Source organism: Streptomyces sp. NPDC001401, from assembly GCF_042895385.1.
Classification (GTDB): Bacteria; Actinomycetota; Actinomycetes; order Streptomycetales; family Streptomycetaceae; genus Streptomyces.
Genome location: NZ_JBIAWI010000039.1, coordinates 1 through 21,092 on the forward strand (window position 1 = coordinate 1; position 21,092 = coordinate 21,092).

The following is a 21,092-nucleotide window of genomic DNA, read 5'->3' on the forward strand; positions in this document are numbered from 1 at the left end:
AACGACGCGACGACATCCACGAAGCCTTCCTCGGCCTCGCCACCTGCCTCATCACCTACAGACACGTACGACGCCTTTGTTAGGGCCTCTTAGTGCGGTCCCAAGTGGCGGCCGTGACACCCCGTTCCCGCAGTACCGCCTTGCGTACCTTGCCGGTCTCGGTGAGCGGCAGGGTGTCGGCCGCCTCCACGTACCGCGGAACCGCGAACGCCGGGAGTTCGCGCGTGCAGTGCCGGGCCAGGTCCGCCGGATCCAGCACGGCGCCGGGCCGGACCACGACGGTGACCATGACCTCGTCCTCCGCCAGTTCGGAGGGCACGGGGAAGGCCGCGGCCTCGGCCACCGCAGGATGGGTTCGTACGACCGACTCGACCTCGCAGGAGGAGATGTTCTCTCCCCGCCGCCGGATGACGTCCTTGATGCGGTCCACGAAGCGGAACCAGCCGTCCGGCTCGCGGACGACACGGTCACCGGTCCGGCGCCAGGAGCCGGGCGCCGGCTCGGGGTCGTCCAGATAGCCCGTGGCGAAGGCGTACTCCTGGTCACTGCGCACGAGGAGCTCGCCGGGCGTCCCGTCGGGCACGGGGGTCAGGGTCTCGTCGACCACCTGCGCGGAGAAGCCCGTGCGTACGGTGCCCATGTAGCCGGGCCGGCACCGCTCGGGCGTGGTCCCGATGACGAGGTTCGTCTCCGTGGAGCCGAAGCCGTCGACGAGGGCGACGCCGAAGCGCTCGCGGAAGGGCTCCCACAGCGCTCGCGGGACAGCCGGTGCGAGGCCGCGCCAGGCCCGGTGGGCCCGGTCCCGCGGGCCGGGGGGCTGTGCGAGCAGCATCGGCACCATCGCGCCGAGCAGATAGACGACCGTGGCCCCGGCGTCGGCTGCCTGCTCCCAGTGGCGCGAGGCGGAGAAACGCCCGCCCACCACACAGCTCGCGCCCACCGTCATGGCCTGCGCCAGGGTGTTCAGAGCGTTCGTGTGGAACAGCGGGAGGCAGGTGAACAGCACGTCGTCGGCGGTGAGGCGCAGCGCGTCCGCGACATTGCGGCCCCATCTGACGAACTGGGCCTGCGGACAGCGGACACCCCGCGGCCCGCCCGTCGTGCCCGAGGTGAAGAGCACGACGGCGGTGTCCCGCGGACGCACCGGCGCGGGCGGGAGCGGTGCGACCGCTCCGGGCCGGGGCACGTCCGCACCACCCACCTGCCAGACGACACCCCGATGTCCGGCTGCCACCGCGTGATCCGCCAACTCCCTCTCCGCAAAAAGGAATTGTGGTCGCGCCGCCTCCAGCGCCTGCCGCAGCGAACGGCCGCGCAACCCCGTGTTCAACGGCACCGCGACCGCCCCGAGCCAGGCACAGCCGAGAACCAGGTCCACGAGCTCGATCCGGTTGGACAGCAGGGCCGCCACCCGGTCGCCCGGCCGGCAGCCGTGCTCCGCGAGCGCCCCGGCCATGGTGGCCGCCGCCTCACGGGTCTCGGCGTACGTCCGCGTCGAGTCGCCCATACGCAGGAAGACCCGGTCCCCGAACCTCTCCGCCGCCGCCTCGACCAGGCCCGGCATGGTCATGGCGTTCACTTCAGGACACCCGCCGCGTGCAGGCGCCGCAGCCGCTCCGGAGACAGCCCCGCCACCTCGCGCAGCACCTCGTCGGTGTCCGCGCCGAGCACCGGCGCGGGTCTGCGGATCGACCCCGGTGTGCCCGTGAGGCGGATCGGCAGGCCCTCGTGCAGGAAGGCGCCCGCGACGGGGTGCTCCATACGGACGTAGAAGCCGCGCGCCCTCAACTGCGGGTCGTGCTCGACCAGTTCGCGACCGTCCTGGACCGCCCCGGCTGGGATCCCCTGCGCCTGGAGCAGTTCGGCGGCCAGGTCCGCGGGCAGACCGCGCGCCCAGTCGCTCAGCACACCGTCCACCAGGGCGCTTTCTCGCCTGCGTCCGTCCGCCGTCAACAGCCGGTCGTCGGTGGCGAGTTCGGGCCGCCCGACGACCCGGCACAAGGCACTCCACTCGTCGTCGGAGCGGACGCTGAGCGCCAGCCAGCGGTCCGTGCCGAGGCACCGGTACACCCCCTGAGGGCTCCAGCGCGGGTCGGCGTTGCCGATCGGCGACCGGGACGCGGTGAGGAGACTGGTGCCCATGTGGGCGGCGATCGCTTCCAGTTGGGACAGGTCGATGTGCTGCCCGCGCCCGGTCTCCGCGCGGTGTTCCAGCGCGGCGACCGTGGCCAGCGCGGCCTGCAGTCCCGCGACGATGTCGCCGTGTCCGTAGATCACGCCCACCACGTCGTCCGGCCCCCAGCCGGTCAGCCCCGTCAGCCCCGAACTCGCCGAGACGGTGTCCGCGTACGACACCCAGCCGGCACGCGGCCCGGTGTGACCCATGCCCGACATGCTGACGTAGACGAGACGCGGGTTGATCTCGCGCAGCGTGTCGTAGCCGAGGCCGAGGCGGGTCATGACCGTGGCGCTGAAGTTCTCCACCAGGACGTCGCAGTCGGCGATGAGGTCGCGCAGTACGGCGACGCCGTCGTCGGTGCGGGTGTCGAGGGCGATGCTGCGCTTGTTGCGGTTGACCTCGTTGAAGTAGCCGTTGGTGTCCGGGTTGTTGTGCGGGCCGCGCGACAGGTGCATGAAGGGCGCGAAGCGCGTGGGGTCGGGGCGCGAGACGGACTCGACCTTGATGACGTCCGCGCCGTGGTCGGCCAGGACCTTCGTGCAGTACGGGCCCGCCAGCACCCAGGTGAGGTCGAGGACGCGTACGCCGTCCAGGGCCGGTACGGCGGCGGACGTGTCCCCGGCTGCTCGCACAGGCACTTCCTCGTCCAGCAGGGCCTGATCGGCGCCGAGTTCGGGCACCGACAGCTCGGTGACCCTGCGGCCCTCAGGGAACGCGAACGGGAAGCCGAGGTCGGTCCGGTCCCCGACCCGGGTGAAGAAGTCACGCGCCGCGAGCTGGGGGTTGTCCGGCAGCTCGCACGGCAGGTCGACGGCCGCCCAGGGAAGCTTCCTGGCCTGCGCCCGCTCGGCGAACTCGGCCTTCGGCCACTGGCCCACGAAGTCCTGGACGACCTTGAAGACGTGCTCCTGGTGCCGCTTGCGCTCGACCGGATCCTGCCACCGGGGCTCGGCGAGATCGGCCTGCGCCCCCTCCTCGCACAGCCACTCCAGCAGCGCGTCCCACATACGGGGACTGCCGCCGAGCCCGCCCCCGAGGTGGCCGTCGGCCGCCCTGAACAGGCCGTGCGGGACAAGCGGGTGCACGCGTCCCGGCCGCGGCGGCACCCGGTCCTCGTGCAGATAGGCCAGGGTGCCCGCCTCCAGCGCGGCCGCCACGCACGCCTGGGCGGAGACGTCGATCAGCTGACCCCCTGCGCGCTTTCCCGCCCTGAGACCCAGCAGCACGGCGATCGCTGCGTTGACGCCCGCGAGATGCTCCGCCTGGTTCTCCGGCAGGTGCAGCGGCGCGCCGTCGGGATCGCCGACCTGCGCGAGCATGCCGCCCAGCGCGGCCACCACCAGATCGGTGCCCTGCCAGGCGCTGCGCGGGCCGACCAGACCGAACGGTGTGACCCGTACATGCACCAGATGGTCGAGGCCCTCGGCGGCCTGCCCGGCTCCCTCAGATGTCCCGTCGAGCAGGACGTCGGCCCCTGACAGGAGTCGGCGCAGCCCGTCGGAGTCGGCCGGGTCCAGGGTCACCGAGCGCTTCCCGGCATGCCAGTGGGCGAAGGCGTCACCGTCCTCGTGCCGGTCCGGGTGGCCGCCGGGGGGTTCCACCAGCACCACGTCGTGGCCGAGCCCGACGAGCAGGCGGCCGGCGAACCGGGCGAAGGGACCGGTCAGTTCGACGATGCGCGGGGTCGATGCGCTCATGTGTCCTCCGTTCGCCGTCAGCCGTGCCGCTGGTTGAGGAAGCCGCTGACCACGCTGTGGTAGTCGTGGGGCCGTTCCTCCTGGGGGTGGTGGGAGGCCCGGTCCATCACGTGCAGACTGCCCCGGGGAATCATGCGGGCCAGCATCAGCGGGTAGTCCGGGGTGAGGAAGGCGTCGTACATCCCCCACAGGAACAGTGTGGGTGCCTGGATGCGGCCGAGCTCGGCGGTGAGGTCCTGCCAGTCGCCGCGCGGGTTGTCCGAGGCGCCGGCCAGCGCGGTCTCCTCGGGGTCGAGGCTCTGCTCGTGGCGCAGGGTCACGGTGCCGTCGGGGACGGCGTCCGGGTCGTACCACTCCAGCCGTGCCATCAACTCCCGCATCTTCTGCCAGGAGGGGCCGTCGCCGCCGTAGTACACGTCACGGGCGTTGCGTCCGCGGCGGCCGCCCTCCGGGAGCGGGGCGAGCGGGCCGTGGAAGACCGGCATGCTTCCTGTGATGACCGACGACCGTACGCGCTCCGGGTACTTGGCGGCCAGGTTGAGCGCGATCGTGCCGCCCCAGGAGTTGCAGACGAAGTCGGCGCGGTCGATGCCCAGTTCGTCCATCAGGGCCACCGTCCTGGCGGCGTGGTAGTCCCACATGGGGCCCTCGATGACGGGCTTCGCCGACTTGCCGTACTGCAGGATGTCGACCAGGAAGCAGCGGCGGTCCGCGGCGAACAGCGGCGCCACCTGCCCGAAGTCCGACCAGCCGGTGCAGCCCGGGCCGCCGCCGTGCAGAAAGATCGTGGGACTGCCCTCGCCCAGCTCGATGTAGTGGTACTTGACGCCGTCGGCCTCCGCGTAGGCGCCCTGCGGGGGTGCCTGAATGTCCATGGGATCCATAGGCGGATGGTGTCCGGCGCGGGGTGACGGTCCAAGCGGGGCGGTCCGCTCAGCGGTCCGGGTCCGTGGCTGTCGGAATACGGTCGGACCTAGTGTCGGCGGCATGCTGGATCTTGCGGAGGAACGGGCACGGGCGGTGCTCGGCCGGCGGGAGACGCGCTCGCTGGGCGTCGTACGCGCCGAGGCCGCCGCCGAGTTCGCGCGGGCCGCGGGGGAGACGGCACGGCATCTGGTGGATCCGCGGCATCCCGGTTTCGTGGTCCATCCGATGTACGTCGTCAGCCTGCTGCGGGCCGAACCCGGCCCGGATGCCGGGGAGTTGAGACCCGACGGCATGTACCGCGACGAGGTGCCCGGAACCGACGGGCTCGGAGTGCGCCTGATGGCCGGTGGCCAAGAGGTGCGCTGGACCGGGCAGGTACGCGTGGGGGACCACATCGAAGTGAGCCGTTCACTCACGGCAGTTGAGCGCAAGAGCGCCGGCTTCCTGCTGCTCACCGTCGACAAGTCCTATGCGGCCGCAGGGCGCGGTCTCCTCGTCGAGGTCTCGGAAAGGTTCATCGTGCGATGACGGAGCTCGAACTCGTTCCCGACGAGGTCATGCTGCTGCGCTTCGGCGCGGTCACCCGCAACACGCATCGCATCCACTACGACACCGCCTTCGCCCGGTCCGAGGGGCTGGACGGACCAGTGGTCATGGCACAGCTGCACGGCTGTCTCCTCCACCGGGCCGCCACCGAGTTCGCCGGGCCGACGGGACGGGTGCTCCGGCTCGCGTGGCAGAACCGGGCGCCCGCCCACCCCGGCGACCGGCTCACGGTGACCGGCACCGTGCGCGAAGTCGACCCGGCCACGGGCGAGATCACCCTCGACCTCATCGAGCAGCGGGAAGGCCCCGGCATCGTCTGCTGCCGGGGCCAAGCAGTGGTCGTCCTGGGCTAGGGGCCCTTCCGGCGGATCGCGCCGGGAATGCGGGCAGGACCCCGCACGTCACGCCAGGTCGAGCACCGCCCTCCCGACTGCGGTCCCCTTCCGCAGTCGCTCCACCGCCTCCGGCAGCCGATCCGGGCCGTACCGCTCGATCGGCAGGCTCAGTTCGCCCGCCGTCAGCTCGGTCAGCAACCGTTCGGCGTCCGCGGCGACTTCCTTGCCCCGCGTCATCAGGTTCACGGGCAGCAGGGACACGTCGGCCAGCAGGAAGTCCGCGAGGTCGACGCTGAACTCGCGCCCTGCGGTGTAGCCGACCAGGGCGACTCGACCTCGCGGGCGCACCAGCGGCAGCGCATCCCGCAGGACCGGCCCGCCCACGGTGTCGATGATCGCGTCAACCGGCCCTCCGACGGCCCCCGTTGACATCTCGGCCGCCAGAACCGCCTTGGCAGGCGCGGCCACGTGATGCAGTTTCTCCGGGCGGCCGACCACACCGATCACCTCGGCCCCCGCCCGCGCCGCGACCTGCACGGTCAGCGAACCGACCGCGCCCGCCGCGCCGGTGACCAGAACCCGCTCGCCCGGCTGCACGGCCGCCACCGAGTGCACCGCCGCCCAGGCCGTCCCGGCCGGTGAGAAGAAGCTGCACGCCAGGGCGGGATCCGTACCCTCCGGAACGGCGATCACCGCCGCGTCGGGCACCAGCGCATGGTCGGCCCAGCAGCCGTCCCGGCGCAGGCCCAGCCCCTTGCCGTTGACCCGTACCAAGGACCCCTCGGGATGGGTGTCCGAGGCGAGCACGATCCCGGCCCCGTTGGTGCCCGGCACCGCCGGCAGGTCCGGCAGGATCCCGAACTTGCCGTCCACGACGTTGAGATCGAGGTGAGCCACCTGTGACGCCAGCATCCGGACGAGCGTGTGGCCGGGGCGCGGCTCAGGTACCGGCCGCTCCACCAAACGGGGCAGCGCACCGAAGGCCTCCAGCACCAACGCCCGTGACATCTCACCGCTCACAGCTTCACTCCGTATCGACGCAGCACCCGGGACGCCACGATCCGCAGCACCCGGTCGAACACGAACCCGAGGATCCCCAGCGTGATGATCCCGACGAACACCCAGTCGATACGGCCGTAGTTGCGCGACGTCCAGATCAGCGAGCCCAGCCCGACCTGAGCGGCGACGATCTCCGCCGAGACGATGGTCAGGAAGCTGTTGCCCATCGCCAGACGCGCCCCGGTGATGATGTACGGCACCGTCGAGGGCAGCACCACCCCGCGCAGGATCTGCCGCCGGCTCGCGCCGAGGCTCGCCGCCGCGCGCAGCTTCGACTCGCTGACCGCCATCACACCCGCACTGGTGTTGAGGATGACGATGAAGACCGCTGTGTAGAAGATCAGCACGACCTTCGACGACTCCCCGATGCCCAGCCACACCACGGCCAGGGTCACGAAGGCGATCGGCGGGATGAAACGGAAGAACTCGATGTAGGGCTCGAGGAGTTGGCGGACGATGCGGATCTGGCCGACGAGCAGGCCGGCCGGGACGCCCACCAGGAGACCGAGGCCCCAGCCGATCAGGATGCGGCGGCTGGAGGCGATGATCGAGTTGGTGAGGGTGCCGTCGCGGGCGAGGTCGCCGGCCGCGGTGAGGGTCGCGTGCGGGGAGGCGACCAGCGAGGGGCCGTAGTGCGTGGCCAGCAGCTGCCAGATGCCGATGCCGACGAGGACGGAGACGGCATACAGGGCGAGGGTGCGCAGCCTGAGGCCGGCGGCCTGCAGGGCGCGGCGGTCGGTGCGTGGTTTCGCGGTGGCGTCGACGGTCACGGTCGTCATCGTTCGTCCTCCGGGTCGAGTCCCTGGTCGCGCAGGGCCTTGCGGACCTCTTCGCCGATGTCCTGCCGCAGCTTGTGGCGCAGTTCGAGGGCCGCGGGGTCGGACTCGTCGCGCGGCCGGGGCAGGTCCACCTCGTACACGGACTTGATCGAGGCCGCCGGGCCCGCCGTCATGACGGCGACGCGGTCCGCCAGCAGGATCGCCTCGTCGATGTCGTGGGTGACGAACACGACCGTGCAGCCGGAGGCCTGCCAGATGCGGCCCATCTCCTCCTGCATCACCTGCCGGGTCTGCGCGTCCAGAGCGCCGAACGGCTCGTCCATCAGGACCACTTGGGGCTGGTTCGCCAGCACGCGCGCGATCTGCACGCGCTGGCGCATACCGCCGGACAGCTGCCCGGGGAACCGGTCGGCGCAGTGCCGCAGCCCGACCAGGCCCAGGTACTCGTCGGCGAGCGCGGCCTGTTCGGCCCGGGACTTGCCGCGCATCCGCGGGCCGAAGGCGACGTTCTGCCGCACGGTCAGCCAGTCGAAGAGCGCCTCACTGCTCTGGAAGACCATGCCGAGCTCGGGGTCGGGCCCGGTGACGGGTGTGCCGTCGACGGTCAGCGCGCCCTGGTGCGGCCGTACGAAACCGGCCAGCGCGGACAGCAGGGTGGACTTGCCGCAGCCGCTCGGGCCGAGCAGACAGAGGAACTCACCTGCGGCGATGTCCAGTGATATGTCACATACCGCATGGAAGGAGCCGAACTTGATGTCGACGCCGTCGACACGCACAGCTGCCCCCCGCCCCCCGCCGTCCTGCGTCGCGGGCGGCAGATCGGCCTCGATGGCCTTCGTCATCACGATCCCTTCGTCTGCTGGGTGAACCAACCGCGCAGCGCCGTCTTCGCCACGTCCGCCCGGGACTTGGCGGAGCCGGTGTCGACGTAGAACTTGGCGGTGGCGGTGTACGTCTTGAGGTCGGCCGAGGTGATGTCCCGCACCCCGAAGTCGATGTCCTTGATCGCCTTGAGGGTCTGGGCGGTCGGAATCTTCGCGGCCTTCTGCGTGGCCGCCGCGGCGGCGTCCGGGTCCGACTCGGTGCGCCGCGCCGCGTCCTGCAGCGCCTCCGCGACCTTCACGGCGATGCTCTTGTGGCCGCTCAGCCACTTGTCGTCGGCGATCAGCCATTGCGCGTACGACACCCCGTAGTCGCCGGTCGTCGACACGATCCGGCCGCCGAGCTCGACGCCCTTGGCCGGCCAGGGCTCCCACAGGACGTAGGCGTCCACGTCGCCCTTCTGCAGGAGCGCCGGGATCTCCGGCGGGTCGGCGGTGACGAACTTGACCGACTTGGTGTCGATGCCCTTCGACTCCAGATAGCGGGTGGCCGCGAGCTGGGACAGACCCGGTACGACGGCCATCTTCCGGATCTTGGAAGGCGAGTTGGCCTTCGGGCCGAGGACGACCTTGAGGTAGCGGCCGGACTGCTCGTAGACCAGCAGCGAGCGCAGGCCGGGGTTCTGCTGGAGCTGGCCGATGGTGGTGGTGTCCGAGTTGCCGGCCAGCTGGACCTGGTTGCCGGCGAGCGCGTCGACGCCCTCACCGCCGCGCCCGAACTGCACCAGCTGGACGTTGACACCGTGCTTGGCCCACAACCCCTGGGCGTCGGCGAGGAAGAAGGGCGCGAAGGAGGGGTCGATGCCGACGGCGACGCGGACCGTCGGTCCCTTGGCGCCGCCTCCGGCACCTGTGGCGGAGTCGGTGGTGGCCGCGCTGCACGCGGTGAGCGGGATCAGGGCGGCGGTGACGAGGGTGAGAAGACGCCCGGCGGGGCGTCGTCCTCTGCTGGCCTGTGGCTCCATGAGCACCTCGGGTGGTTGGCGGGGAGCGGGAGTGCGTCGGGGCGCGGGCCCCGGACAGGCCTGAGAACTGGCCTGAATCGGCGCGATTCGGCGCACCGTAGAACGCGCCGCGCCGGGTGCGCATGGACGGTGGTCCGCTCAGCGGGACGTTCGGGTCGAAGGCCGGGTGTGGGGCGGGCGGTCTGCTCACCGGAACGGTTCCGTAGGCGGGCGCGGCCCCCGACTCGATGCTCAAGGTCATGCACCGACGGCATCAGGAGGTCACGCACGATGACGACGGGTGAAGACTCGCTCGCCCCGAAGAAGAGAAGCCGAACCGCTCTCGGTCGGCAGGACTGGGCGTCGTGGCCCCACTACGACGGCGCTGCCCAAGGATTCCGCGGCTACTGGTACCCGGTCACCTGGTCGAGCCACGTCACCGACAAGCCGCAGCCGTTCACGATCTGCGGCGAGAAGATCACTCTCATCCGCGACGCCGGCAAGGCCTACGCCCTGCACAACCGCTGCCCGCACCGCGGGGTGCCGCTGTCCGAGGGCAACCAGCAGTTCCCGGGCACGGTCAGCTGCCCGTACCACGGCTGGACGTTCGACCTGCCCACCGGCAAACTCGCCGCGGTCATCACCGACGGCCCCGACTGCCGGCTGACCGGCAAGCTCGGCGTCCGGACGTACGCGGTCGAGGAGCGCCTCGGCATGGTCTGGGTGTACATCCCCCTCGCCGACGAGGAACCGCACGACATCGACGCGCAACTCCCCGAGGAGCTCGTCGACAACGCCTTCGTCATGGGCGGCCGGATCGAGCCCCGCGGCGGCAACTGGCGCTTCGCCTGCGAGAACGGCTTCGACGAGGGCCACGCCAAGTACCTGCACCGCACGGCCCTTTGGCGCCTGTTCAAGCCCATGCCGACCTGGAACATCACTCGGATCGTGCCCAGGGGCCGCTGGATCTTCCGGGTGCAGGACGAGGTCCACTGGGAGGCAGACTTCCCCGGCGTGGGCCGCTGGTCGAACAAGCGCTGGTGGAAGATGCAGCCGCCGAGGGAGACCTTCAACATCGGCAACACCGGCGCCGCGGACAGCATCAACCCGACGATCGAGGCCCAGGACTTCCCCGGCTTCGCGTCCCTGTCGATGCCGGGCGTGCTGCGCATCGTCTACCCCAACTTCATCCACTACGAGTTCTACGTCCCCGTCGACGCCGACCACCACAACTACGTCGGCGTGATGGTCAACTTCACCGAGGGCTGGAAGACCCTCGGCTTCTACGCCAAGTACCTCGGCGCCATCCGCTGGCTGTTCCACGGCCAGTTCTCCGGCCAGGACGCCTGGATGGTCGACGTCACCGACGCGCCCCCGGAGAAGCTCTACCGCCCCGACGTCTCGCTGACCGCCTGGCGGAACCTCAGCGAGGAGGAGTACGGCAAGAAGCTGGCCGCGGTCGGAGCCACCAACCCCCCTGCACCTGCACAGAAGGAGACGTGAGCATGTTCCGCACCCTGCTCACCCTGCTGGCCGGAGCCGCCCTCGCCATCGGGCTCCCGCTGGCCAGGAAGCGCTTCGAGCGCACCACCATGACCCAGGTCCACAGGATCAACCAGTGAGCGGCGACGGCCTCGCCGGACTGGACACACAGCGCGCCACCTGGATCCAGGAGGCCTGGAGGCACGTCACCGGCGACCGGCTGCGCGATCTGATCACCGGGCTCGTCGACATCCCGAGCCCGACCGGCGACGAGCGGCCGCTCGCCGCACACATCGCGGACACCCTGAAGGCCGCCGGATGCCGCGCCGCCGTCCAGCCCCTCGACGACCGCCAGGCCAACGCCTGGGCCCGCCTCGACGGCGACGGCACCGGCCCCGACCTCATGCTCTACGCCCCGATCGACACCCTGACCGTGGGCGAGGAGAGCGAGGATCTCCCATGGATCGGCCAGGAGTTGAGGGACGACATGCGCCCGCGGGCCACCGTCTACGACGACCTCGTGACCGGCCTGGGCGCCTCCAACCCCAAGGGCCACGCGGCCTGCGTGATGATGGCCGCCGAGGCGATCTCCCTCGCGGGCATCCCGCTCACCGGTGACCTGGTGGCGGCGTTCGGCGCGGGCGGCATGCCCACCAACGCCCGGCCGGGCAGCCCGCGGCTCAACACCGGCCAGGGCGCGGGCTGCTCGTTCCTCCTGGAGCAGGGCGTGTGGACCGACTACGCGGTCATCGCCAAGCCCGGCTGGACCGTGTCCTGGGACGAGGTCGGCCTCGTCTGGTTCGAGATCACCGTCCGCGGCACCCACACCTACGTCGGCTCCCGCCACCGCCTCCCGTACGACAACGCCGTCGCCCGCGCCGGCGAGGTCGCCCGGCACCTGGAGGAGTGGTTCGTCGAGTACGCCGACCGCCACACCGACGGCACGGTCGCCCCGCAGGGCATCGTCTCCTCCGTACAAGGCGGCTGGCCGCGCATGGCGGCGGTCACCCCGGCCGCCTGCACGCTGATGGTGGACCTGCGTATCGGCCCGGACACGAGCCCGATGCAGGCCAAACGGGAATTCCTGGCCGTCCTCGACAAGCTGTCCGCTTACGACGTGAGCGCCGAGATGGTCCTCGCCATCCCCGGCACACGCACCGACCAGGACAGCTGGATCTTCCGCAGCGCGACGGCCGCCTGGGAGGCCTTCGAGGGGCGCCCGCACGAGGTGATCCCGGGCAACAGCGGCGCCACCGACGCCAACATCCTGCGCGGGCGCGGCATCCCCACCGTACGGGTCGGCATGCCGAAGGTGACCGAGGCGCCCTTCGACATCGACTTCGCACGCGGCATGAACACCGTGTCCGTACGGGCCATGGAAAAGCTCGCCCGCCATCTGATCCGCACGGCCGTCGACACCGTCACCCGCTCCCGCACAGAGCTGGAAGGAGACCCGGCATGACCGAGATCGTCCTCGGGGTCGGCGCGTCGCACAGCACGCTGATGAACACCCACTGGGAGCAGACCCTCCACGAGGACCGCGCCGAACGCTTCCGCGACGCCCTGCGCGAGGCCCGCGACGAACTCGCCGCGGCCCGCCCCGACACGGTGATCCTCGTCGGCTCCAACCACTTCCGCGGCTTCTGGCTGGATCTGATCCCCAGCTTCACGATCGGAGTGGGGGAATGCATCGCCAGCGGCGAGTCCGGCACACCGACGGGCCCGCAGCCCGTCGACGTCCCGCTGGCCCAGTACATCGCCAACTCCCTTGTGGAAGGCGGCCGTTTCGACGTCGCCTTCTCCGCCAGGCTGCAGATCGACCACGGCCAGTCGCACGCGGTCCAGTACCTGCTGGACAGCCTCGACGTGGAGATCGTGCCGCTCGTCGTGAACGTCTTCGCGCCCCCGCTGCCGGCCCTGGGGCGCTGCGAGCAACTGGGACGGGCGATAAGGGAAGCCGTGCTGGCCTTCCCCGAGGACCGCCGCGTCGCCGTCATCGGCTCGGGCGGCCTCTCGCACCGCCTGCCCTGGCCCGACTGGCGCGAACCGCACGGCGAAGACGAGGAGTTCATGGTCGGCGCCTGGCTCAACGGCCGCGAGAACTGGCAGGACTACGACGCCCGCCGCCGCGAGATCATCCGCGCCGCCGAGGCCGCGATCAACCCGGAGTTCGACGAGGCGTTCCTCTCCCTGCTGGAACGCGGACAGGCCCACCTCGTCACCCAGTACAGCACCGACGAGCTCGAGAAGACGGCCGGCAACGGAGCACAGGAGATCCGCACCTGGCTGCTCGCAGCGGCCCTGCTCGACCACGCCCCCGCACGGCGCCTGGCCTACGAGCCGCTGCCCGAGTGGCTGACCGGCATGGCCGTAGCCGTCCTCGATCCCGCACGCACCACCCCCGAAAGGCAGCCATGAGCATCTGGACCGAACTGTCCGGCATCGACTACCGCCACGCCTACGTAGACGCCGGCGGCATCCGGACCCGCGCCCTGCAGGCGGGCCCCGAGGACGGCGAGCACGTGGTGTTCCTGCACGGCACCACCGGCCACCTGGAGGCCTTCGTCAAGAACATCACGGCCCACGCCTCGGCCGGCTACCGCGTCCACGCCGTCGACATGCTCGGCCACGGCTACACCGGCAAGCCCGACCGCCCCGGCGAGATCCCGGCCTACGTCGAGCACCTGATCGCCTACCTCGACGCGGTCGGCGCCGAACGCGCCCACCTGGTCGGCGAGTCGCTGGGCGGCTGGGTGTCGTCCTGGGCGGCGAGCGAGTACCCGGACCGGGTCGCCTCGCTCCAACTGCTGTGCATGGGCGGCACGAAGGTCAACCCGGCGGTGATGGAGCGCCTGAAGACCTCGACGCGGGCCGCCGCGCTGCAGGACGACATCTCCCTCACCCGCGACCGGCTGCGGCTGCTGTGGGCCGAGTGGGACGAGGACCTCGGCGACGAGCTGACCCAGGTCCGCTACGAGATCTACCACCGGCCCGAGTTCCAGCGGAACCTGCACAACCTGCTGGCGTTGCAGGAGGTCGAGACCCGGGAGCGCAATCTGCTTCGGCCCGACCGCATGGCCAGGATCAAGGCGCCCACGCTCGTGGTGTGGGCCAACAAGAACCCGTTCGGTGACGTGCCGGAGGCGGAGGCGATCGCCGCCGCGATCCCCGGCGCCAGGCTGGAGATCTTCAACGAGTGCGGGCACTGGCCGCAGCACGAGAAGGCCGACCTGTACAACCCGCTCAGCCTGTCGTTCCTGGCCCAGGTCTCCTGAGCCAGGCCTTTTGAGACGGGGTTTCCTGAATCCGCCGCCCATGGTTCCGTGTAGGGGCCAGATCCAGCCATCAGCCGCGTTGTGAGGTAGGCAACGGATTGACCGGGAGGTTCTTCCCATGACCGTGACCGCGGTCGGCCGCGCCGACTCCGCATCTGCCATCCCCCGAGGGTCGGCGATTCCCCGCGAGGAATCCCCCGGTCCCGACTCGATGAACTCGGTATTGGGCAAGGTCAGACCCATCCTGGAGGCCTTCACCGCCGAGGACGCCAGCCTCTCCCTGGCCGAGTTGGTGCGCCGCACCGGCGTGGCCAAGGCCACCGTGCACCGGCTCGCGCAGGAACTGGTCGTCTGGGGGCTGCTGGAGCGGGACGGCTGCGACTACCGGCTGGGGCTCAGGCTCTTCGAGATCGGCCAGCGCGTGCACCGGCAGCGCATCCTGCGCGAAGTGGCCCAGCCGTACATGGAGGACCTGCTCCTGGCCACCCAGGAGACGATCCACTTCGCCATCCACGACAGCCTGGACGTCGTCTACCTGGAGAAGATCTTCCCGCACCGGGGCCTGAACGAGGAGTCCCGGGTCGCGGGCCGGCTGCCCCTGTACTGCACGGCCACCGGCAAGGCCATCCTCGCCTTCTCCCCGCCCTCCCTCTTCGCCGACGTGGTCCGCAACGGGCTGAAACCCTTCACCCGCCACACCGTGACCTCACCGGGCCGCCTGCGCGCTCAGCTGGAGAAGATCCGCACTGAGGGCATCGCCGTCGAGGCGGAGGAGATCCGCCTCGGTTACAGCAGCATGGCCGTACCGGTGCGCGGCAGTCAGGGCGACCTCGTGGGTGCCCTGTCCATCACCGCGCCCACCTACCGCATGGATCCCTCCGGGCATGCCGTCGCCCTGCGTGCCGCGGCCCTGGGGATCAGCCGGTCGCTGCGGTGAGCGCGGCCCTCGACGAAGTGCTCGCCAGGGCCCGCAAGCTGATCGGGGAGTGGGAGAGCGAGGACTGCGGGGTGCTGTCCGTCAAGGACTTCTGCCGGTACGCGGCCGCCCTCAACGACACCGACTACATCCGCCGGGCACGTGCGCAGGAGGCGGCCGGCGAGCCGGTCGCCGCGCCCGCGCTCTTCCTCGCCGGCACGATGAGCTGGCAGGACGGCCCCGCCGAGGACGAACTGCGCCCCGACGGACTGGCCGCCCGCGAATCCCCCTGCACCCAGGGCCTGCCGGTGAGGCAGGTGCACGGCGGCCAGTCGGTACGGCTGCTGCGGGCGGCCGTCGCCGGAACCCGCGTGACGGCCCAGCGGGCGGTGACGTCGGCGGACCAAAGGCGGGGCAGATCAGGGGAGTTCGTCCTGCTGGGCGTCTCCACTCGCTTCATCACACCGGACGGTGACGAACTGATGGTCATGGACGAGACGATCGTCGTACTCGACGCCATCCCAGAAGAACACAGTGGGGCCGCCGCATGACTGCACCCGCAACCGGACAGGTCTGCCCACCCCGCCACTACACCCACACCCCCGTCCAGCTCTTCCGCTTCAGCGCCGTCTCCTGGAACGCCCACCGCATCCACTACGACGCCGAGTTCGCCGCCTCCGAGGGCCATCCCGGTGTCGTAGTGCAGTCGACCCTGCACGGCGAGATGGTCGGCCGGTACGCCCTGGAGTGGGCCGGTCCCGGCGCGACCCTGGAGTCGGTGAGCTGGCGCAACAAAGCCACCGCCGTGGCCGGCGAGCCGCTCACCTGGACCGCGACGATCGGTGCCGCCGAGCCCTGTGACGGGGGAGTGCGGGTCACGCTCGACGTCTCCGTACTCAAGGACGACGGCGCTCCCTGCGTCACAGGGCACGTCGAGCTCACCCGGCGTGCTGCTCGTACCAGCCCTTGAGCAGAACGGTGTCGAGGTCCGGCGACTTCTTGATCAGCTTCTGCGCGAGCAGGAAGTCGACGATCTTCCGTGACTCGGTGAAGTCGCCGTCATTGATGCCGCGGGCCGCGAAGGTGATCTCCGGAAGCACCTTCTCGGTCTGCGCGACGGGCAGTTCGGCCTGCTGGTTGGAGGCCTTCGCCGCGGCGGCGGGGTCCTGGGTGACGAGCCTGTCCGCCTCGGCCACGACCTTGAAGACCTTCCCGGCGGTGTCCTCGTTGTCCTTGAGCCACTTCTGGTCGGTCAGCAGCCACTGCGCATAGCGCACCCCGAAGTCACCGATCTTGCCCGCGAGATGGCCGCCCCCGGCGACACCGTTGGCGGCCCACGGGTCGAACAGGATGTATCCGTCGATCGAGCCCCGCTCCAGCATGCCGGGCATCTCCGGGGCCGAACTCTGCAGGATCTTCACGGACTTCGGGTCGATGCCGTTGTGCTTGAGGTACTCGTGCGTCGCGTACAGGCCGAGCCCGCCGATCGACGCCATGGTCCTGATCTTCTTCGGCGAGGTGACGCCCTTGCGCAGGACCACCTTGAGGTAGCGGTCGGAGGACTGGAAGACGCCCAGGGAGCGCAGCCGCGGGTTGGTCACCATCAGCGGCAGCGCGGTCGAGTCGGCGTTGGCCGAGATCTGCGCGGTGCCCGCGCTCACGGCCTCGGCGGCCGCGGGACCGCCCTCCGTCTTCACCAACTCGACGTTCACGCCCGCCTTTTCGAACAGCCCGCGCTCCTCGGCCAGATAGAACGGGGCGTACGAGGCGTCCACCCCGAGCGCGACGCGCACGGTCGGCTTCCCGGCCGCCGCCACGCCCGCCGAGTCCGTGGTCCCCGCCGTACAGGCCGCGGTGAGGGCGAGCGTGGTCGCACAGGCGGCGGTCACGGCGGCCCGCTTGCCGTTTCTGTTCATACGCATGGGTGGTGTCCTTCCGAGCGGCGGAAAACCTGCGATGCGGAGTAATTGGGATGCCGAGGTTCCCAGCGCCCGCCCGGCCGCTTAAGCGAAGCGTCCCGCCCACCGAACCGTCCCGCCCACCGGACCGAAACCATTTGTCGGGACCCGGCCCGTTCCTACGCTCCCGGGCCATGAGTGTTCTCACCGACGTGCCGACGAGCACGGACGACCCCTCGCGCACGATCGAGACGGACATCCTGATCATCGGCGCCGGCCCCGCGGGCCTCTACGGCGCCTACTACGCCGGCTTCCGCGGACTGCGCGTCGCGGTCATGGACGTCCTGCCGCAGCGCGGCGGCCAGATCAGCGCCATGTACCCCGAGAAGCCCATCTTCGACATCGCCGGATTCCCGGCCGTGCGCGGCCGCGACCTGGTCGCGAACCTGGTCGCGCAGGCGGAGCCGTACGGCCCCCGCTACCTCCTCGGCCACCGGGCCGCCGAACTCTCCCACGACCCCGACGGCAGCCCGGTCGTCCGCAGCGACCAGGGTGCGACGGTCCGCGCCGGGGCGGTCGTGATCACCGGCGGCGTGGGCACCTTCACCCCACGGCCGCTTCCCGCGGGCGAGGACTACCTGGGCCGCGGCCAGGTCTACTTCGTCCCCGACCCGGCCGACCACACCGACCACGACGTGGTGGTCGTCGGCGGCGGCGACAGCGCCTTCGACTGGGCAGCCACCCTCGCCCCCGTCGCCCGCTCGGTCCGCCTCGTCCACCGCACCGACCGCTTCCGCGCCCACCGCGCGAGCGTCGAGAAGGTCCGCACCCTCGGCATCGAGATCATCACCGACACCGAGGTCAGCGCCCTGCACGGCACCGCGACCGTCGAACAGGTCGAGCTGCGCCACCGCACCACCAAGGCCACCCGCCTGCTGCCGGCGCACACCGTCGTCGCCGCCCTCGGATTCATCGCCGACCTCGGCCCTCTCCAGCACTGGGGCCTGGCCCTCAACGCCCGGAAGATCGCCGTGGACACCCACATGGCCACCAACCTGCCCCGCGTCTTCGCCGCCGGGGACATCACCGACTACCCGGGCAAGGTCCGTCTGATCTCCGTGGGCTTCGGCGAGGTCGCCACCGCCGTGAACAACGCGGCCACCGTCATCGACCCGGAGGCGGCCCTCTTCCCGGGCCACTCCACCGAGAAGGAGCACTGAGCACACCATGGCCCACGTCATCGGTTCGTCCTGCGTCGACATCATGGACCGTTCCTGCGTCGAGGAATGCCCGGTCGACTGCATCTACGAGGGCGAGCGCAAGCTCTACATCAACCCCACCGAGTGCATCGACTGCGGCGCCTGCGAGACGGCCTGCCCCGAACAGGCGATCACCGTCGACCGCCTCGCCGAACCCGACTACCGCGCCGACAACCGCCGCTTCTTCGAGGAACCCCTGCCCGGTCGTACGACGCCGTTGGGCACCCCGGGCGGGGCGAGCCGTCTGGGTCCGGTGGGCGTCGACACCCCGCTGGTGGGCGCCAGGTGACTGCCGCCGACATGACCAAGGCGGCGGACACCCTGCTGGCGGCGACACGTGCCAACGCCCCCTGCCCGCCCGTCCGTTCGCTCCTCGGCGAGGGCGACATCGAGGCCGCATACGCGGTGCAGCGCACGAACGTCGAGCGGGGTGTGGCTGCAGGTCGCCGCATCGTCGGCCGCAAGATCGGCCTCACCTCGCCCGCCGTACAGGCCCAACTCGGCGTGGATCAGCCCGACTTCGGCACCCTCTTTGCCGACATGGCGGTCCCCGACGGCGGCCTGGTCGCCGCCGGACGGCTGCTGCAGCCCAAGGTGGAGGCGGAGGTTGCGCTCGTCCTGGGCGCCGAACTGCCACACCAGGACTGCACGGTGGTCGACGTGCTGCGCGCGACCGACTTCGCGCTGCCCGCGCTGGAGATCGTGGACAGCCGTATCGCCGGCTGGGACATCGGCATTGTCGACACCGTCGCCGACAACGCCTCCAGCGGCCTGTACGTCCTGGGCGGCACCCCCGTACCGCTGACCGGCCTCGATCTGCGGGGCGTGCGCATGACGATGACCCGCGCAGGCGAGCCGGTCTCCGAAGGAACCGGCGCCGACTGCCTGCGCGGCCCGCTCAACGCCGCCGCCTGGCTCGCCTCGACGCTGGCACGGATGGGCGATCCGCTGCTGGCCGGGGACGTCGTCCTGACCGGGGCGCTGGGGCCGATGGTGGCCGCCGCACCCGGCGACCGGTTCGAGGCCCGCATCAGCCAACTCGGCCGCATCACCGTCGAGTTCGCGTCGGAAGGAGAAGAACTGTGAGCAGCCGGCTGAGAGTGGGTGTCCGCGTCCCGCCCTGCGACCGGGCGGACCGAATCGTCGAAACCGTACGGCGAGCGGAGCGACTCGGCTTCGACGACGTCTGGTTCCCCGACTCCCAGCTGCTGTGGCGGGACGTGTTCACCACCCTGACCGCCGCCGCGCTGGGTACCGAACGGATCGGCCTCGGCACGGCCGTCACCAACCTGGCGACCCGGCACCCGGCCGTGGTCGCCTCGGCCGCGCGCAGTGTCGCCGAACTCGCCGCCGGCCGCTTCACCCTGGGCCTCGGCGTGGGCAACAGCTCCGTCGGCCCGATCGGACTGCGCCAGACCACCTCGGCGGCGATGCGCGAGGGACTCGGCATGCTGCGGGCCCTGCTCGACGGCGAGGACTGGGACTTCGACACGCCCAAGGGCGGCAAGGTCCGCTCACGGCTGCGTGACCCGCGCCCAGAGGTGCCTCTGCATCTGGCTGCGAGCGGGCCCAAGAACCTGCACCTCGCCGGAGAGATCGCCGACGGAGTGATCCTGCTCAGCGGCGTCTCACCCAAGACCCTCGCCCAGGCGACCGCACGGGTACGCGAAGGCGCCGAGACCGCCGGACGCACGGCCCAACTCCCGCTCACCGTCTCGGCGTTCTGCGCGGTCACCGACGACATCGAGGCCGAGGCCCGCCAGATCAAGCCCATCTGCGCCTCCATCGCACAGAACGGCGGCGCCCCCTTCCTCGCCCTCGCGGGAATCGATGTCCAGGTGCCGGCGACAGTCCCGGGCGTCTACCCCGACCTCGTCCACGCCGAGGACTGGAAGGCCGCCGTGGACATCTGCTCGGCCTGGATCAGCGACGACGCCGCCCTCCGGTTCGCCCAGGAATTCTGTCTGTTCGGCACCGCCGACCAGATCACCGACCGGCTTCGCGCCCTGCACACCAGCGGCGTCACCGGCGTCTTCCTCCAGCACGTCGGCTCCTACGACCCGCCCACCGACCTGATCGAGGCCGTCGGCACCTGTGTGCTGCCCCGACTGAAAGCGAATGACTGATGACTCAGCACAAGGGCTATGTCCCCAGCGGCTTCGGCCAGTTGCACTACGTCGAGTGCGGCAGCGGCGAACCGGTCCTGATGCTCCACCAGACCCCGCGCTCCTGGACCGAATACCTCGACGTGCTCCCGCTGGTCGGCACCGCACACCGCGCGATCGCCATGGACACCCTCGGCTTCGGCGCCTCCGCGAAGCCTGAAGGACCGCACTCCATCGAGCGGTTCGCCGACGGCGCAGAGGCCCTGGTCGACGCTCTCGGACTCGACCGCTTCCACCTGGTCGGACACCACACGGGCGGAGTCATCGCGGTGGAGCTCGCCGCCCGCCTTCAGGACCGCGTCGCGAGCCTCCTGCTCTCCGCCACCCCCTTCATCGACGACGAGAAGCGACGCACGGCGGCCGAACGAAAGCCCGTCGATCACGTCGACCCCAAGCCCGACGGCTCGCACCTGGTCGAGTTGTGGAACCACCGGCGCGGCTTCTACGAGGAGGGACAGGAGGCCGCCCTCAACCGCTTCATGGTCGACGCGCTGACCGTTCTGGACCGTGTCGAAGAGGGCCATGTGGCGGTGCGGGGCTACGAGATGGACCGCCGTCTGCCCGACATCACCACCCGCACCCTCGCCGTCTGCGCCCCCGGCGACCACTACTCGCTGCCCGCGCTGGAGAAGTTCGCCACCGCACTCGGCTGCGAGACACGCGTCCTGTCCGGCGGTCACGTGCCACTCCCCGAGCAGTTGCCCGGGGAGTTCGCGAAGGTCGTACTGGAATGGGCGGCGTCCGCGTAAC

General features: G+C 70.9%; 22 protein-coding genes. 14 read left to right on the forward strand and 8 right to left on the reverse strand.

The window, feature by feature from the left end; translation table 11 throughout:
• Positions 1-79: 79 nt before the first annotated feature.
• From ACFY10_RS54225 to ACFY10_RS54235, 3 genes are read right to left on the reverse strand one after another with little or no spacing between them, the layout of a single operon-like run.
• The gene (locus ACFY10_RS54225; RefSeq protein WP_390672838.1) at positions 80-1,570 is read right to left on the reverse strand and encodes an AMP-binding protein; all 1,491 of its coding nucleotides are present in this window, start codon (positions 1,568-1,570) and stop codon (positions 80-82) included.
• Between the two features lie 5 nt (positions 1,571-1,575).
• Complete coding sequence (locus tag ACFY10_RS54230) at positions 1,576-3,876, reverse strand: CoA transferase (RefSeq protein WP_390672839.1); 2,301 nt, start codon at positions 3,874-3,876, stop codon at positions 1,576-1,578.
• A 17-nt stretch (positions 3,877-3,893) separates the two neighbouring features.
• Entirely contained in the window at positions 3,894-4,760 is an 867-nt protein-coding gene (locus tag ACFY10_RS54235) for an alpha/beta fold hydrolase (RefSeq protein ID WP_390672840.1), read from the reverse strand.
• A 103-nt stretch (positions 4,761-4,863) separates the two neighbouring features.
• On the opposite strand from ACFY10_RS54235, the gene ACFY10_RS54240 reads away from it, so the two are divergent.
• Together ACFY10_RS54240 and ACFY10_RS54245 are read left to right on the forward strand one after the other, a co-directional pair.
• A complete protein-coding gene (locus tag ACFY10_RS54240) occupies positions 4,864-5,331 on the forward strand; it encodes a MaoC family dehydratase N-terminal domain-containing protein (protein WP_390672841.1) in 468 nt (155 codons plus the stop codon).
• The gene (locus ACFY10_RS54245; RefSeq protein ID WP_390672842.1) at positions 5,328-5,702 is read left to right on the forward strand and encodes an acyl dehydratase; all 375 of its coding nucleotides are present in this window, start codon (positions 5,328-5,330) and stop codon (positions 5,700-5,702) included. The genes ACFY10_RS54240 and ACFY10_RS54245 overlap by 4 nt, the downstream gene beginning before the upstream one ends.
• Positions 5,703-5,750: 48 nt before the next feature.
• Here ACFY10_RS54245 and ACFY10_RS54250 read toward each other — a convergent pair whose 3' ends face one another.
• Genes ACFY10_RS54250 through ACFY10_RS54265 form a run of 4 tightly spaced genes read right to left on the reverse strand, consistent with a single transcriptional unit; the run spans position 5,751 to position 9,368 of the window.
• A complete protein-coding gene (locus ACFY10_RS54250; RefSeq protein ID WP_390672843.1) occupies positions 5,751-6,704 on the reverse strand; it encodes a zinc-binding alcohol dehydrogenase family protein in 954 nt (317 codons plus the stop codon).
• Positions 6,701-7,522 (reverse strand): ABC transporter permease, encoded by an 822-nt coding sequence (locus ACFY10_RS54255; RefSeq protein ID WP_388837276.1) that lies wholly within the window; start codon positions 7,520-7,522, stop codon positions 6,701-6,703. Before ACFY10_RS54255 ends, ACFY10_RS54250 begins: the two co-directional genes overlap by 4 nt.
• Positions 7,519-8,364 carry an ABC transporter ATP-binding protein gene (locus tag ACFY10_RS54260; RefSeq protein WP_390672844.1) on the reverse strand — a complete coding sequence of 282 codons (846 nt, stop codon included), beginning with the start codon at positions 8,362-8,364 and terminating at the stop codon, positions 7,519-7,521. The genes ACFY10_RS54255 and ACFY10_RS54260 overlap by 4 nt, the downstream gene beginning before the upstream one ends.
• A complete protein-coding gene (locus ACFY10_RS54265) occupies positions 8,364-9,368 on the reverse strand; it encodes an ABC transporter substrate-binding protein (protein ID WP_390672845.1) in 1,005 nt (334 codons plus the stop codon). Before ACFY10_RS54265 ends, ACFY10_RS54260 begins: the two co-directional genes overlap by 1 nt.
• Before the next feature lie 270 nt (positions 9,369-9,638).
• Here ACFY10_RS54265 and ACFY10_RS54270 point away from each other — a divergent pair, with 270 nt between their 5' ends.
• The 7 genes from ACFY10_RS54270 (at position 9,639) to ACFY10_RS54300 (ending at position 15,990) form a co-directional block, all read left to right on the forward strand.
• Entirely contained in the window at positions 9,639-10,850 is a 1,212-nt protein-coding gene (locus ACFY10_RS54270) for a Rieske 2Fe-2S domain-containing protein (protein ID WP_390672846.1), read from the forward strand.
• A gap of 115 nt (positions 10,851-10,965) precedes the next feature.
• Positions 10,966-12,291, forward strand: coding sequence for a M20 family metallopeptidase (locus tag ACFY10_RS54275; protein WP_390672847.1), 1,326 nt, complete (start codon positions 10,966-10,968; stop codon positions 12,289-12,291).
• On the forward strand, positions 12,288-13,247 hold the full coding sequence (locus ACFY10_RS54280; protein WP_390672848.1) for a catechol 1,2-dioxygenase: 960 nt from the start codon (positions 12,288-12,290) through the stop codon (positions 13,245-13,247). The genes ACFY10_RS54275 and ACFY10_RS54280 overlap by 4 nt, the downstream gene beginning before the upstream one ends.
• A complete protein-coding gene (locus ACFY10_RS54285) occupies positions 13,244-14,104 on the forward strand; it encodes an alpha/beta fold hydrolase (RefSeq protein ID WP_390672849.1) in 861 nt (286 codons plus the stop codon). Before ACFY10_RS54280 ends, ACFY10_RS54285 begins: the two co-directional genes overlap by 4 nt.
• Before the next feature lie 118 nt (positions 14,105-14,222).
• A complete protein-coding gene (locus ACFY10_RS54290) occupies positions 14,223-15,041 on the forward strand; it encodes an IclR family transcriptional regulator (protein ID WP_390672850.1) in 819 nt (272 codons plus the stop codon).
• Positions 15,038-15,571: a MaoC family dehydratase N-terminal domain-containing protein gene (locus ACFY10_RS54295; protein WP_390672851.1), complete on the forward strand. Its 534-nt coding sequence runs from the start codon at positions 15,038-15,040 to the stop codon at positions 15,569-15,571. Before ACFY10_RS54290 ends, ACFY10_RS54295 begins: the two co-directional genes overlap by 4 nt.
• The gene (locus ACFY10_RS54300) at positions 15,568-15,990 is read left to right on the forward strand and encodes an acyl dehydratase (RefSeq protein ID WP_390672852.1); all 423 of its coding nucleotides are present in this window, start codon (positions 15,568-15,570) and stop codon (positions 15,988-15,990) included. Before ACFY10_RS54295 ends, ACFY10_RS54300 begins: the two co-directional genes overlap by 4 nt.
• On the opposite strand, the gene ACFY10_RS54305 is transcribed toward ACFY10_RS54300, so the two are convergent.
• Positions 15,959-16,942: an ABC transporter substrate-binding protein gene (locus tag ACFY10_RS54305; protein ID WP_390672853.1), complete on the reverse strand. Its 984-nt coding sequence runs from the start codon at positions 16,940-16,942 to the stop codon at positions 15,959-15,961. The genes ACFY10_RS54300 and ACFY10_RS54305 overlap by 32 nt on opposite strands.
• Before the next feature lie 170 nt (positions 16,943-17,112).
• Here ACFY10_RS54305 and ACFY10_RS54310 point away from each other — a divergent pair, with 170 nt between their 5' ends.
• Genes ACFY10_RS54310 through ACFY10_RS54330 form a run of 5 tightly spaced genes read left to right on the forward strand, consistent with a single transcriptional unit; the run spans position 17,113 to position 21,091 of the window.
• On the forward strand, positions 17,113-18,138 hold the full coding sequence (locus ACFY10_RS54310) for an NAD(P)/FAD-dependent oxidoreductase (RefSeq protein ID WP_390672854.1): 1,026 nt from the start codon (positions 17,113-17,115) through the stop codon (positions 18,136-18,138).
• Between the two features lie 7 nt (positions 18,139-18,145).
• Complete coding sequence (gene fdxA / locus ACFY10_RS54315) at positions 18,146-18,466, forward strand: ferredoxin (RefSeq protein ID WP_390672855.1); 321 nt, start codon at positions 18,146-18,148, stop codon at positions 18,464-18,466.
• A gap of 11 nt (positions 18,467-18,477) precedes the next feature.
• Positions 18,478-19,263, forward strand: a complete 786-nt coding sequence (gene mhpD / locus ACFY10_RS54320; RefSeq protein WP_390672879.1) for a 2-keto-4-pentenoate hydratase — start codon at positions 18,478-18,480, stop codon at positions 19,261-19,263.
• Entirely contained in the window at positions 19,260-20,303 is a 1,044-nt protein-coding gene (locus ACFY10_RS54325; protein ID WP_390672856.1) for an LLM class flavin-dependent oxidoreductase, read from the forward strand. The genes mhpD and ACFY10_RS54325 overlap by 4 nt, the downstream gene beginning before the upstream one ends.
• Positions 20,303-21,091: an alpha/beta fold hydrolase gene (locus ACFY10_RS54330; protein ID WP_390672857.1), complete on the forward strand. Its 789-nt coding sequence runs from the start codon at positions 20,303-20,305 to the stop codon at positions 21,089-21,091. Before ACFY10_RS54325 ends, ACFY10_RS54330 begins: the two co-directional genes overlap by 1 nt.
• Position 21,092: the final 1 nt, after the last annotated feature.

Excerpts from the sequence above, each read along its gene's own strand:
- ACFY10_RS54225 (WP_390672838.1), bottom strand. The coding sequence starts at position 1,570 with ATGACCATGCCGGGCCTGGTCGAGGCGGCGGCGGAGAGGTTCGGGGAC.
- ACFY10_RS54230 (WP_390672839.1), bottom strand. The coding sequence starts at position 3,876 with ATGAGCGCATCGACCCCGCGCATCGTCGAACTGACCGGTCCCTTCGCC.
- ACFY10_RS54235 (WP_390672840.1), bottom strand. The coding sequence starts at position 4,760 with ATGGATCCCATGGACATTCAGGCACCCCCGCAGGGCGCCTACGCGGAG.
- ACFY10_RS54240 (WP_390672841.1), top strand. The coding sequence starts at position 4,864 with ATGCTGGATCTTGCGGAGGAACGGGCACGGGCGGTGCTCGGCCGGCGG.
- ACFY10_RS54245 (WP_390672842.1), top strand. The coding sequence starts at position 5,328 with ATGACGGAGCTCGAACTCGTTCCCGACGAGGTCATGCTGCTGCGCTTC.
- ACFY10_RS54255 (WP_388837276.1), bottom strand. The coding sequence starts at position 7,522 with ATGACGACCGTGACCGTCGACGCCACCGCGAAACCACGCACCGACCGC.
- ACFY10_RS54260 (WP_390672844.1), bottom strand. The coding sequence starts at position 8,364 with ATGACGAAGGCCATCGAGGCCGATCTGCCGCCCGCGACGCAGGACGGC.
- ACFY10_RS54265 (WP_390672845.1), bottom strand. The coding sequence starts at position 9,368 with ATGGAGCCACAGGCCAGCAGAGGACGACGCCCCGCCGGGCGTCTTCTC.
- ACFY10_RS54270 (WP_390672846.1), top strand. The coding sequence starts at position 9,639 with ATGACGACGGGTGAAGACTCGCTCGCCCCGAAGAAGAGAAGCCGAACC.
- ACFY10_RS54280 (WP_390672848.1), top strand. The coding sequence starts at position 12,288 with ATGACCGAGATCGTCCTCGGGGTCGGCGCGTCGCACAGCACGCTGATG.
- ACFY10_RS54285 (WP_390672849.1), top strand. The coding sequence starts at position 13,244 with ATGAGCATCTGGACCGAACTGTCCGGCATCGACTACCGCCACGCCTAC.
- ACFY10_RS54290 (WP_390672850.1), top strand. The coding sequence starts at position 14,223 with ATGACCGTGACCGCGGTCGGCCGCGCCGACTCCGCATCTGCCATCCCC.
- ACFY10_RS54300 (WP_390672852.1), top strand. The coding sequence starts at position 15,568 with ATGACTGCACCCGCAACCGGACAGGTCTGCCCACCCCGCCACTACACC.
- ACFY10_RS54305 (WP_390672853.1), bottom strand. The coding sequence starts at position 16,942 with ATGCGTATGAACAGAAACGGCAAGCGGGCCGCCGTGACCGCCGCCTGT.
- ACFY10_RS54310 (WP_390672854.1), top strand. The coding sequence starts at position 17,113 with ATGAGTGTTCTCACCGACGTGCCGACGAGCACGGACGACCCCTCGCGC.
- fdxA (WP_390672855.1), top strand. The coding sequence starts at position 18,146 with ATGGCCCACGTCATCGGTTCGTCCTGCGTCGACATCATGGACCGTTCC.
- mhpD (WP_390672879.1), top strand. The coding sequence starts at position 18,478 with ATGACCAAGGCGGCGGACACCCTGCTGGCGGCGACACGTGCCAACGCC.
- ACFY10_RS54330 (WP_390672857.1), top strand. The coding sequence starts at position 20,303 with ATGACTCAGCACAAGGGCTATGTCCCCAGCGGCTTCGGCCAGTTGCAC.